The sequence below is a fragment of the Pararhizobium qamdonense genome (assembly GCF_029277445.1).
Lineage (GTDB): Bacteria > Pseudomonadota > Alphaproteobacteria > Rhizobiales > Rhizobiaceae > Pararhizobium > Pararhizobium qamdonense.
The window spans coordinates 3,719,638-3,730,594 of record NZ_CP119566.1; the positions used below are offsets into that span (position 1 = coordinate 3,719,638).

10 protein-coding genes are annotated in these 10,957 nt (G+C 63.6%); 3 read left to right on the forward strand and 7 right to left on the reverse strand.

Annotation, left to right across the window (positions count from 1 at the left end):
- Positions 1 to 60 precede the first annotated feature (60 nt).
- Positions 61 to 870 (reverse strand): 3'(2'),5'-bisphosphate nucleotidase CysQ, encoded by an 810-nt coding sequence (locus PYR65_RS18265; protein WP_276119003.1) that lies wholly within the window; start codon positions 868 to 870, stop codon positions 61 to 63.
- 53 nt (positions 871 to 923) lie between these two features.
- Entirely contained in the window at positions 924 to 2,270 is a 1,347-nt protein-coding gene (locus PYR65_RS18270; RefSeq protein ID WP_276119004.1) for a TldD/PmbA family protein, read from the reverse strand.
- 170 nt (positions 2,271 to 2,440) lie between these two features.
- On the opposite strand from PYR65_RS18270, the gene PYR65_RS18275 reads away from it, so the two are divergent.
- Complete coding sequence (locus tag PYR65_RS18275) at positions 2,441 to 4,300, forward strand: monovalent cation:proton antiporter-2 (CPA2) family protein (protein WP_060635878.1); 1,860 nt, start codon at positions 2,441 to 2,443, stop codon at positions 4,298 to 4,300.
- 201 nt (positions 4,301 to 4,501) lie between these two features.
- The gene (locus tag PYR65_RS18280) at positions 4,502 to 5,743 is read left to right on the forward strand and encodes an alpha/beta hydrolase family protein (protein ID WP_276119005.1); all 1,242 of its coding nucleotides are present in this window, start codon (positions 4,502 to 4,504) and stop codon (positions 5,741 to 5,743) included.
- A 57-nt stretch (positions 5,744 to 5,800) separates the two neighbouring features.
- On the opposite strand, the gene PYR65_RS18285 is transcribed toward PYR65_RS18280, so the two are convergent.
- From PYR65_RS18285 to PYR65_RS18295, 3 genes are read right to left on the reverse strand one after another with little or no spacing between them, the layout of a single operon-like run.
- Complete coding sequence (locus PYR65_RS18285; RefSeq protein WP_276119006.1) at positions 5,801 to 6,670, reverse strand: patatin-like phospholipase family protein; 870 nt, start codon at positions 6,668 to 6,670, stop codon at positions 5,801 to 5,803.
- Positions 6,671 to 6,689: 19 nt separating this feature from the next.
- Positions 6,690 to 7,247, reverse strand: a complete 558-nt coding sequence (gene rsmD, locus PYR65_RS18290; protein ID WP_276119007.1) for a 16S rRNA (guanine(966)-N(2))-methyltransferase RsmD — start codon at positions 7,245 to 7,247, stop codon at positions 6,690 to 6,692.
- A gap of 6 nt (positions 7,248 to 7,253) precedes the next feature.
- Positions 7,254 to 9,251 (reverse strand): pseudouridine synthase, encoded by a 1,998-nt coding sequence (locus PYR65_RS18295; RefSeq protein ID WP_276119008.1) that lies wholly within the window; start codon positions 9,249 to 9,251, stop codon positions 7,254 to 7,256.
- Positions 9,252 to 9,327: 76 nt separating this feature from the next.
- Here PYR65_RS18295 and PYR65_RS18300 point away from each other — a divergent pair, with 76 nt between their 5' ends.
- A complete protein-coding gene (locus tag PYR65_RS18300) occupies positions 9,328 to 9,777 on the forward strand; it encodes a nucleoside deaminase (protein ID WP_276119009.1) in 450 nt (149 codons plus the stop codon).
- A gap of 15 nt (positions 9,778 to 9,792) precedes the next feature.
- Here PYR65_RS18300 and PYR65_RS18305 read toward each other — a convergent pair whose 3' ends face one another.
- The gene (locus PYR65_RS18305) at positions 9,793 to 10,269 is read right to left on the reverse strand and encodes a GNAT family N-acetyltransferase (protein ID WP_276119010.1); all 477 of its coding nucleotides are present in this window, start codon (positions 10,267 to 10,269) and stop codon (positions 9,793 to 9,795) included.
- A 6-nt stretch (positions 10,270 to 10,275) separates the two neighbouring features.
- On the reverse strand, positions 10,276 to 10,893 hold the full coding sequence (locus PYR65_RS18310) for a hypothetical protein (RefSeq protein WP_060635885.1): 618 nt from the start codon (positions 10,891 to 10,893) through the stop codon (positions 10,276 to 10,278).
- Between the last annotated feature and the right edge of the window lie 64 nt (positions 10,894 to 10,957).

Genomic DNA, 10,957 nt, shown 5'->3' on the forward strand with positions numbered 1-10,957 from the left:
CAGACCATCCAATTTTCTTGCCGTATTTTGCTTGTGGTTTGCGGCATTCAGCCGGAAAGGTCAATGGCCCTCCAGCCCCTGAGACGCCGCAATCAATGCCGGTAAAGCGGGCCTTGCCGCCGCGCAGAGCACGGTATGACGAACATTGGGGCGATTGTAGGAAAGCGGCTGTCCATCAAGCCCGAAAAGCGCCCCGCCTGCCCGCTCCAGGATGAGGTCGGCGGCTGCCAAATCCCAATCATGGGAGTTTTTCTTGACGATCGTGCCATCGATCCGGCCATCGGCGATCATCGCAATCCGATAGGCGAGCGACGGCACATGCGGAATGCGCGACACGCTGGCGCGATATCCCTGTTCCAGCAAGCCGACCGTCTCCTCGGCAAGCGCGATCCGTAGGACGTCCGCACCGGTTGGCCTGACGCTGATCGGCTCGCCGTTCTTCAGCGCGTCACCGGTCAAGACCGCCTGAAACAACTCGCCAAGCGCCGGCGCAAAGAGGACGCCCGCCACCGGACGGCCAAGATGCACGACGGCAACGCTGACGCACCAGACATCCTTGCCGGCAATGAAGGCTCTCGTGCCGTCGATGGGATCGACCACGAACACGGTATCGCAGCCGAGCCTTGCCGCATCGTCATCGGTTTCTTCCGACAGCCAACCGTAATTCGGCCGGGCGGCCAGGAGTTTTTCCTTGAGGATATCGTTGGCGGCGAAATCCGCCTCGCTGACCGGCGAACGGCCGCCATTCTTCCACTGGACGTCCGGATCCTTGCGGAAATAGGACAGCGCCTTTTCACCCGCAGCGTTCGCCGCCATCGTGATCAGGCTGAGATCGCTGCTCCAGTCATCCGGCGAAAGGCGGGCGTTCATCTTGGTCTTCCATTCCCGCAGCATCGGCCGCGTTAAAGCTATCCGGACGGGCCTTATTTGCCCGCAAGCGTCATGCCCTCGATGGCAAGGGTCGGGGCAGCGACGCCGAACTTGCGGTCGATATCGTCGGCAAGCGTGATGGCGAAGAACATCTGCTTCAGATTGGAGGCGATCGTGACTTCGGATACCGGGAAGGTCAATTCGCCATTCTCGATCCAGAAACCGGAGGCGCCACGGCTATATTCGCCGGTGAGCATATTGACGCCCTGGCCGATCAGTTCGGTGACGTAGAAACCGGTTCCGACGCTGCGGATCAGCTCTTCGCGCGCGATATCGCCGGGTTCCAGCGCAAAATTCGTTGAGGACGGCGAAACGGCCGTGCCGCCACGCGCGCCACGCCCGTTGGTTTCCAGACCTAGTTCGCGTCCGGTCGAGGTGGCAAGGAACCACTGCTGCAGCACGCCATCCTCGATCATCGACAATTTCTGCCCGGTGACCCCTTCGCCGTCGAACGGACGCGAGGCGGACCCCCGCACCACCAGCGGATCATCCGTCACGGTGATGCCGGCCTTCATCACCGGCTTTCCCATCATGTCGCGCAGGAACGAGGTCTTGCGGGCAACCGAGGCACCGTTGATCGCACCGGCAATATGCCCGGCGAAACCCCGCGACATGCGCGGATCGAAAATAACCGTGACATTCTTCTGGGTCGGAACCTGGCGTGGACCGATGCGGGCAACCGCCTTTTCGCCGGCGGTACGGCCGATCTCGGCTGCGGATTTCAGGTCGGCGAAATAGAGGCGGCTGTCGAAATCGTAATCGCGTTCCATCTTGGTGCCGTCGCCGGCAATGGCGCTGACGGAGCGTCCGAACCGGGTGCCCATATAGGCGCCGGAAAAGCCGTGCGACGTGACCAGAACCAGACCGCCCGTGCCGGCGGATGCGCCGGCGCCGCTCGAATTGGTGACGCCGTTGACGGCAAGTGCCGCTTCTTCGGCTTCCAGCGCTGCGGCAGTCAGGGTTTCCGTGGAGACCTCTGCCGGATCGTAGAGTTCAAGATCGGGATAGGAGCGTGCCAGGCGCTCGCTGTCGGCGAGGCTGGCATAGGGGTCCTCGGGAGAGGCCTTGGCCATCGCCACGGCACGCTCGGCCAGGACCTTCAGGTCAAAGCCCGGATTGGCCGAAACGCTGGCGACACGGCGGCCGACGAAAACCCTAAGCGAAAAATCATCGCTTTCCGAGGCGTCGGTGCCCTCGACCTTGCCAAGCCGCACCGAAACGGAGCGGGAGCGGCCCCGCACGACCACGGCATCGGCCTGATCGGCACCCGCCTTCAGCGCCAAATCGATGAGCGCGGCCGCCCTTGTCTGCAGAACACCGGAATCGATAATATCGGACATGATTTAGCCTTTCATTCCCGCTCCATTTATTGTGCAGTAGGACCGGCATCAAGGGCATATCCTGATTCTTGACCGCCGCCCCCGACCAAATGCCGAATTTAGGGCAAACTCCTGCCCAGCCAGACACGCCAGAGCCGCCCCCTGCGGCTGCGCGCCAGGAAAGAACTGTTATGTCGACGTCACCCGCTCTTACATCACAGGCTCTGCTTCTGCTCGGTGGCGCTGTCGTCGCAGCGCCGATCTTCAAGAAGCTCGGGCTCGGCACCGTCCTTGGCTATCTGGCGGCCGGCGTCATCATTGGCCCGCTGCTGCACCAGATCAGCGACGGCGAACAGATCCTCGGTTTTGCGGAACTGGGCGTCGTATTCCTGCTGTTCGTCATTGGCCTGGAGCTGAAGCCCTCGCGCCTGTGGCAGATGCGGCGCGACATTTTCGGACTTGGCAGCGCGCAGGTGCTGGTAACAGGCGCTTTGATCTCCGCCATCGTTTTCTTCGCCGGGCTGCTCGACTGGAGCGGCAGCGTCATCACCGGGTTCGGCCTGGCGCTGTCCTCCACCGCCTTTGCGCTGCAGATCCTCGATGAGAATGGCGACACCAATACGCGCCATGGCCAGCGCGCCTTCTCGGTGCTGCTGTTGCAGGATCTGGCGATCGTGCCGCTTCTGGCGCTGATCCCGCTGGTTGCCCTGCAGGCACCGGAAGATACGACGCCGCCGCTGCAGGATTTTTCCGTGGCCGTCGGCGCCATCCTGATCATGGTGGTCGCCGGGCGCTATCTGCTCAATCCGCTGTTCCAGGTGATCTCCCGCACGGGCGCGCGCGAGGTGATGATCGCCGCAGCCCTGTTCATCGTTCTGGGCGCCGCCACGCTGATGCAGCTGGCCGGACTTTCCATGGCGATGGGGGCGTTTCTGGCCGGCGTGCTTCTGGCGGAATCGTCCTACCGGCACGAACTGGAGGCGGATATCGAGCCGTTTCGCGGGCTTCTGCTTGCCCTGTTCTTCATGGCGGTCGGACTGTCGCTCGATCTCAAGGTCATCGTCGACAACTATGTGCTGATCCTGATCGCGGTCCCCTCTCTGATGCTGCTCAAGGCTCTGGTGATCTACACGATCTGCCGGCTGACCGGCTCGCCGCACAATGATGCCGTGCGCATCGGCCTGCTTCTGCCGCAGGGTGGCGAATTCGGTTTCGTGCTGTTTACGGCAGCCGCCAGCGCCGGCGTGTTTCCCGACAGCTGGGCATCGCTTCTCATCGTCATCGTCACCCTGTCCATGGCACTGACGCCGGCAGCCTCCGCGCTTTCAGGGCTTCTCATGCAGGAGCAGGACGAGGCAACCGAAGAGATGGAAGAGGATTTTGAGGGGGCTGGCGCCGACGTGCTGATGATCGGGTTTTCCCGCTTCGGCCAGATCGCCTCGCAAATCCTGCTTGCCGGTGGCCGCGAGGTGACGATCATCGATCATTCCGCCGCCCGTGTGCGCCAGGCCGCGACCTTCGGGTTCCGCATCTATTTCGGCGATGGAACGCGGCTGGACGTGCTGCGCGCCGCCGGCATCGAGCGCGCCAAGATCGTTGCCATCTGCACGCAGAAGCAGGAGATCACCGACCGGATCGTCGATATGGTGCAGGCGGAATATCCCAATGCCCGGATTTTCGCGCGCGCCTATGACCGGCTGCACACGCTGTCGCTGCGCGCCCGCGGCGTCGATTACGAGCTGCGCGAGACCTTCGAGTCCGGCCTCGTCTTCGGACGCAAGACGCTGGAAGGATTGGGGATTGCCGATAACGAGGCTGAGGCCATCATGAACGATATCCGCCGCCGCGACGAGGCCCGCCTGGTGGTGCAGGAAGCCGAAGGCATCAGTGCCGGACGCGACATGCTGCATTTCGAACCGGTAAAGCCGGAGCCGCTGATCAAGCCCCGGCGCGAGACGGCACCCTCGCTTGCCGCCGACGACGATATCCTGCCGTCAGCCCCGCCGGTAAAGCCGAAACCGGCAGCCGAGGTTCTTGCCAAGGCGGATTGATAAAACAGGAGCACGCGACAGGCAGCCTTGGCAGAATGATCGCCGCCGCCTCATATTATATACAACTTTAAAATGGTATTCGCAGTATGCACCTTGCGGCACTGAAAGCGTTGCAAAAGCGGCTGATACCGCAATTGACAAACTCATTCCAACCCGTATTTCTTTTCCCAAATTGCAACCATGGGAGGAGATTCGGTGCATATGGAGATGGGAAAACATTCAAAAACCGGCGCAATTTCGAAAATGGCCTTGGCCGCTGCTCTGGCCTGTCCATTGACCGTGCGAGCGGCAGACCCGCCGAAATTTCCGCAGACGATTGCGCAGGCGATCGAAGCCGAGAAGCGCAACGAGATGCCGCCGACCGGTTTTTACGACCAGCCCGTTGCGCTTGAAGCCGGACGGGCGGGTGCACTTCTCGCCACGGAAAGCGTCACGGGTTACGCATTGCCGCCTGGCACCGGTGCGACGCGCATTCTTTATCAGTCCCTCCAGGGCGGCAAGGATGCGGTGACCTCGGGCGTGGTGCTTACTCCGGCCGGCACACCGCCTGCCGGAGGCTGGCCGGTCATCGCCTGGGCGCATGGCACAAGCGGCATGGCGCGCCAATGTGCGCCCTCGGCGATGAAGGACGTCTATTACGGCGCAAAAGGCCTGACCGACATGCTCGCCGCCGGATTTGCCGTCGTCGCCACCGACTATTACGGGCTCGGGGCGCCGGGTGCGCATCCCTATATGAACAAGGCCGATCACGCCGAAGACATCATCAACGCGCTCCCGGCGGCACAGGCGGCTGTTCCGGCCCTTGGTAAAAAATGGGTAGTTTCCGGCCATTCGCAGGGCGGGCTTGCCGCATGGGGTGTTGCCGAAGCGCTGAGGGTGAACCCGGATGAAAACTATCTGGGCGCCGTGTCGATCGCGGCTGCAACGCATCTTGGCTGGTTTCTCGATCATCCCGAAGCGACCAAGGGCGCGGGGTTCTATCTCGGCTGGCACGCCTATGGCGTGGCGCAGCGTTATCCCGGCGACTTCAAGCCTGCCGACATGCTGTCGCAGACCGGTCAGTCGCATTACAAGGACATCACCGAAAACGGCTGCCTATACTATGCGGCCCTCACCTATGCCGGTGTCGAGGCACCGCAGATGCTCAAGCCGGAATGGCGTGAGAACGGCCCGGTGCGAAAATTCTTCCTTGAAAACTCCGCCGGGGAAACGCCGATTGCAGGACCGATCCTGGTCATTGCCGGCGAGGGCGACAATGCCGTGCCGGTGGAGGCCACCCGCGACGCGGTCAAGAAAGCCTGCGCGCTGAAACCGGAGCTGGAATATCGCAGCTTTCCCGGCCTCGACCATCTCGCCGCAATGACCAAAACCACCAGCGTCCAGATCGACTGGATCAAGGACCGGTTTGCCGGAAAGGCAGCGCCCAGCAATTGCGAGGGCTGATCAGCGATCTCGTTTTCCCGGCCGCCATGGAGGGGGCCGGGAAAATGCGCCAAGTGCTTACAGCTTCATCCGGGCTTCGATGGCGTGGCCGAGCGCCGCCTTCAGCTGATCCTTGACGGCAGCCGTTGCCGTCAGCACTTCCTGTGCCCTGAGAAAATCCATGACCCGGAAGCGGTTGACCTCGGGGCGCAACAGGATATCCGGCGGATGTGCCTTCATCTTCATGGCGATGATCGACTGCATCATCAGCTGGCTGGCGCCAAACAGGCTGTCGATCCGGCTTGGCATGGTTTCGCCGTCGCCGTCCGGTCCGCCGACCACATCGACAGCGATGACGATATCGGCGAGCCCTTTTAGAAGATCGAACGGCACGGGATTGCAGATGCCGCCGTCGATCATCACGCGGCCGCCGATGCGCACCGGCATGAACATGGCCGGGATTGCCGCCGATGCGGCAAGCGCCTGATGCAGGTCGCCGCTTTTGCAGACATGCTCTGACTGCCCGTAATAATCGGTCGCGGTGACCTGCAGCGGGATGCCGAGACCGGCAAATTCTTTTGGGATTGCCGGCGGCAGGAAGGCAGGCAGGATGCGTTCGAGATTGAACTGGCCGAAGCGGAAACCGCCCACGACCGCCTGTTTGAAACTGGCCGGGCGCACGCTCCAGAGCCGGTTGACGATCTCCTTGCGGCGGCCGACGGTGGCAAGCGTATGCTCACGGATCTCAGCGCCGCTGATGCCTGCCGCCATGGCTGCGCCCATGATGGCGCCGATCGACGAGCCGGCTATCACGGTGGGACGGATGCCGAGTTCGTCCAGCGCCTCGATCACGTGAATATGGGCAAGCCCGCGCGCACCGCCGCCGCCGAAGGCGATGGCGACGGTCGGGTCCGCCGGTTTTTTCGATGTTTCGAGGCCTTGCGTCATGCTCAGCGTCTTTCCGGTGTCACACGGCGCGGTAACGGTAGAAATGCATCCGGGTTTCTCCGAACTGGCGGTCTTCGACCAGTTCGAAACCGTCCTGAAGGACCGGCGAAATATCGGCCCGCTCTTCGAGAATCGCCAGCGCCCCCGGCACCAGCCAGCCGCCCGCTGCCGCCGATGCCAGCGCCTTTTCGCCGAGACCTTTGCCATAGGGCGGATCGGCAAACAGGAACTGGAACGGCTCGACGGTGCCGGCGGCACCGAGATCGGTGGCATCGCGGCGGAAGACACGCGCCCGGCCGGTCAGGCCGAACGCTTCGATATTAGTGCGCAGCAGGCCCCTGCCCTCGGTGCCCATTTCAACGAACAGAGCCTGACGGCAGCCGCGCGACAGGGCTTCCAGCCCCACCGCGCCGGTGCCTGCAAACAGATCGAGAACCCGGCCCTCAAGCGCATCCGGATAGGCATGGCTTAAAATATTGAACAGGCTTTCGCGCGTCCGGTCCGTGGTCGGCCGGATGTCGTTGGAGCTCGGCGTTGCCAGCCCGCGACCGCGAAATTCGCCAGCAACGATCCGCACCGGCGCTTAGTTCCCGCGTCCGCGTGGCTTGCCGCCGGCCGGGCGTCCGCCCGCAGGCTTTCCACCGCCGCCACCCGGTTTGCGGGGACCGCCGGTCTTTGCGCCGAACGGCTTTGCGCCACCCGGCTTGCCGCCGAAGGATTTGCCGCCGGCCGGCCGGTCACCCGAAGGCTTGCCGCCGAACGGACGGTCGCCCTGCGGGCGGTCGGAACGCGGCGGACGATCACCGAAATCCCGTGGCTTGCGGTCGCCATCCTCACGCGAGAAGGACTTTTCGCCGAAGGGCTTGCGCGGGCGCTCGCCTGCCGGACGGTCACCGGCAGGCCGGTCGCTTCTCGGCCGGTCGGAGAACGACCGTGCGCCTTCAGTGCGCGGCTTGCGGTCACCGAACGGCTTGTCGCCACCTTCGCGGCGCGGCGGGCGATCTCCCTGAGGCCGGTCGCCACGCGGACGATCGCCGCGCGGAGCGCGGTCGCCGAAGCTGCGGGCGCCACGATCGTCGCCGCCCGAACGCTTGCGGTCGCCGCCCCGGCCTTCGTCGCGGCTCGGCTCGTCGGTTGCGCGGATCCAGTCATTGTCGTCTGCGTCACGCGTGACGATCACGCGCGGGCCGCGATCGGGACGATCGTAGACGGAGGCCTTCTTGCGGTCCGGGTCGAACTTCCGGTTGGATTTCGTCGCCAGGCCGTCCTTGGTCTTGCCATACCGCTTGACCGCCGGTGCACCTTCCGGACGCTCGCGGCGCACGGGCTTTTCAGCGGTGTCGGCAGCCTGCGCGTCCTTGGCCTTCTTTTCCGGCAGAGGCCGGGCGCCGGGCGCCATCCAGACATTGGCCTTGCGGGCGCGGAAACCCGGCTCGCGCTTGGGGCCATCGAATTTCGCCTCGGGCGCATCGCGGCCGCCACGGTCATTGCGCTCTGGGCGGGCGGAGCCGCGATCGTCGCGCCGGGTCGTATCCAGGCGCGACAAGGCACGCTCGCGCTTGTCGCCGGCCTTTTCCTTGAAGGCACCGCGCTCGCGGGCTTCCGGCTTTCCGGCCGCCCATTCGTTCTTCTGCGGCTTTTCGTCTTCGGCGGCTGCAGCATCGAAGATCGGCGCATCGAAATTCGCCTTGGCATCTTCGATCAGGCGCGGACCGAGCTGGTCGCGCAGCGTGCGGCCACGGATTTCCTGCGCCTGGCCTTCCGGCAGCTCGCCGAGCTGGAACGGGCCATAGGAAATGCGGATCAGCCGGTTCACGTCGAGCCCGAGCGCGCCCATGACGTTCTTGATTTCCCGGTTCTTGCCCTCGCGCAGGCCCATGGTGATCCAGACATTGGACCCTTGAACCTTGTCGAGCGTCGCGTCGATCGCGCCATAGAGCACGCCATCAACGGCGATGCCGTCCTTCAACTTGTCGAGCGCTGCCTGGTCGATCGTGCCGTGGGCGCGGACGCGGTAGCGGCGTAGCCAGCCGGTGGCGGGCAGTTCCAGCACGCGGGCAAGACCACCGTCATTGGTGAGCAGCAGCAGGCCTTCGGTGTTGATGTCGAGGCGGCCGATGGACAGGACGCGCGGCAATTCTTCCGGCAGGTTGTCGAAAACGGTCGGGCGGCCTTCCGGATCGGAATTGGTGGTCACTAGGCCGGACGGCTTGTGATAGAGCCAGAGGCGGGTGCGCTCGATGCCCCGGATCGGCTGGCCGTCCACTTCTATGTGATCGGCCAGCGTTGCATTGACGACCGGGCTGTCGAGCAGCTTGCCGTTCAGCGAAACGCGGCCTTCCATGATCATGCGCTCGATATCGCGGCGCGAGGCGACGCCTGCGCGCGCCATGATCTTGGAAATGCGCTGCGGCACATCGGCGCCGACGGTTTCGGTTGCTGCCGGCCGTGGCTTGCGCGGCTTTTCCGTATCGGTGCTGTCAACCGCCGAATGATCGGCAGCGGTCTTGCGCGCGCCGGGCTTCTTGTCGGACCGTGCGGGTTTGCCGCCAGGCCGCTGGGGCTTGTCTTTGAATGTCATTTGTGTTGCCTGCCTTTTGGGCTGTCCTATCAGGTCACGGCCCTTGGGTTAAGAGAAATTATCATGGGTCGCAACGATGGCTGAAACGAGCCGGTTTATGGATTTGGCCTTGGACGAGGCCAGAATGGCAGCCGCCCGCGGCGAAGTGCCTGTGGGCGCAGTTCTTGTCTTAAACGGCACGATCATCGCCAGCGCCGGGAACCGCACGCGCGAGCGCAACGATGTCACCGCGCATGCCGAAATCGAAGTGATCCGCGCGGCATCCAGCATTATCGGTGCCGAGCGGCTGAACGGCGCCGACCTCTACGTGACGCTGGAACCCTGCACCATGTGCGCGGCCGCCATTTCGTTTGCCCGGCTGCGCCGGCTTTACTATGGGGCGGAAGACCCAAAGGGCGGCGGCGTCGATAACGGTGTCCGCTTTTTCAGCCAGCCGACCTGCCATCACGCACCCGATGTCTATTCCGGACTGTCCGGACAAAGCGCTGCGGACATCCTCAAGGAATTCTTTGCCGGACGGCGGTGAGGGTCACCTTTATTTCTACCCGGCGGCAAAGCTTTCAAGCGCTTCGCCGGACAGACGGTACCGCGTCCATTCCGACAGGGGCTCGGCGCCGATCGCCTCATAGGCCTTGATGGCTGGCTCATTCCAGTCGAGCACGCTCCACTCGAAGCGGCCGCATCCCTTTTCAACCGCGATCCGTGCCAGATAGCGCAGCATCGTGCGTCCGGCGCCCGATCCGCGCTGGTCCGGTGTGATGTAGAGGTCTTCAAGGTAGAGGCCGTTGCGCGCCAGCCATGTGGAATAGCTGAAGAACCAGACGGCGAAACCGACGGGCACGCCATCGCGCTCGCAGATGGCCGCTTGTGACACGGAATGTTCGCCAAACATCGAGGAGGTCACCGTCTGAACGGTCGCCTCGACCTCATGGCCTGCCTTTTCGTAGACGGCCAGTTCGCTGATGAAACGCAGGATGGTCTCTGCGTCCCTGGGGGTAGCCTTGCGAATTTCAAACATCGAACATCAGAAAATATCGTACCACTTCTTGCCGCTGCCCTTGACGGCGGCTTCCTTCTTGCGGCGGCGTTCCTTGACCTGTTCCGGCTCGCCCAGATCCGCCGTCGCCTCTTCCGGCAGCTTGCGGTATTCGAGCGGCGGGTCGCTGAGGAAGCGGCGCTTGTCGGCATAGGCGCCCATCTGGATCTTGCGGGCTTCGCGATAGGCCTTGGTCTGTTCAGCCGTCGTCAGATTGCGGCCATTGGCGCTGGATTTGGCCAGAGGCGAGACATACCCAATCGTATCGGCATTGGCATCGGCTTCCGCGCGCAGACGCTGGCGCGTGTCTTCCGGCGATTCAACCCATTGCGGATTGTCCTTGCTGGCGAGATTTTGCTGCGGCTGAACCAATTGCGCGGCTTCGCCCGATGGCGGCAGAACCAGGCCGGGACGCGGCTGATACTTGACGGTATTGGGCTTGGCGCTCCCCAGGCTCACCGAGCTGCCAAGGTCGTCCATCAGATGTTCGCCGGCCGTCTTTTCGGTACCATAGGTCGGGCCGCCAATGCAGCCGGTCAGCACGACGCTGCCCGCTACAACGGCAAACAGGCCAGCATACACTCGAAACTCTCGCGTCATTCCCATGAAAACCCTTCCAGCGGTGCCGGCACGATCGATACTTGAGCGGCATTGCTGCGCCCATGACGGA

What these genes read in the sequence shown, in the direction of transcription:
- PYR65_RS18265 (WP_276119003.1), bottom strand. Translation starts at nt 870, where the DNA reads ATGAACGCCCGCCTTTCGCCGGATGACTGGAGCAGCGATCTCAGCCTG.
- PYR65_RS18270 (WP_276119004.1), bottom strand. Translation starts at nt 2,270, where the DNA reads ATGTCCGATATTATCGATTCCGGTGTTCTGCAGACAAGGGCGGCCGCG.
- PYR65_RS18275 (WP_060635878.1), top strand. Translation starts at nt 2,441, where the DNA reads ATGTCGACGTCACCCGCTCTTACATCACAGGCTCTGCTTCTGCTCGGT.
- PYR65_RS18280 (WP_276119005.1), top strand. Translation starts at nt 4,502, where the DNA reads ATGGAGATGGGAAAACATTCAAAAACCGGCGCAATTTCGAAAATGGCC.
- PYR65_RS18285 (WP_276119006.1), bottom strand. Translation starts at nt 6,670, where the DNA reads ATGACGCAAGGCCTCGAAACATCGAAAAAACCGGCGGACCCGACCGTC.
- PYR65_RS18295 (WP_276119008.1), bottom strand. Translation starts at nt 9,251, where the DNA reads ATGACATTCAAAGACAAGCCCCAGCGGCCTGGCGGCAAACCCGCACGG.
- PYR65_RS18300 (WP_276119009.1), top strand. Translation starts at nt 9,328, where the DNA reads ATGGCTGAAACGAGCCGGTTTATGGATTTGGCCTTGGACGAGGCCAGA.
- PYR65_RS18305 (WP_276119010.1), bottom strand. Translation starts at nt 10,269, where the DNA reads ATGTTTGAAATTCGCAAGGCTACCCCCAGGGACGCAGAGACCATCCTG.
- PYR65_RS18310 (WP_060635885.1), bottom strand. Translation starts at nt 10,893, where the DNA reads ATGGGAATGACGCGAGAGTTTCGAGTGTATGCTGGCCTGTTTGCCGTT.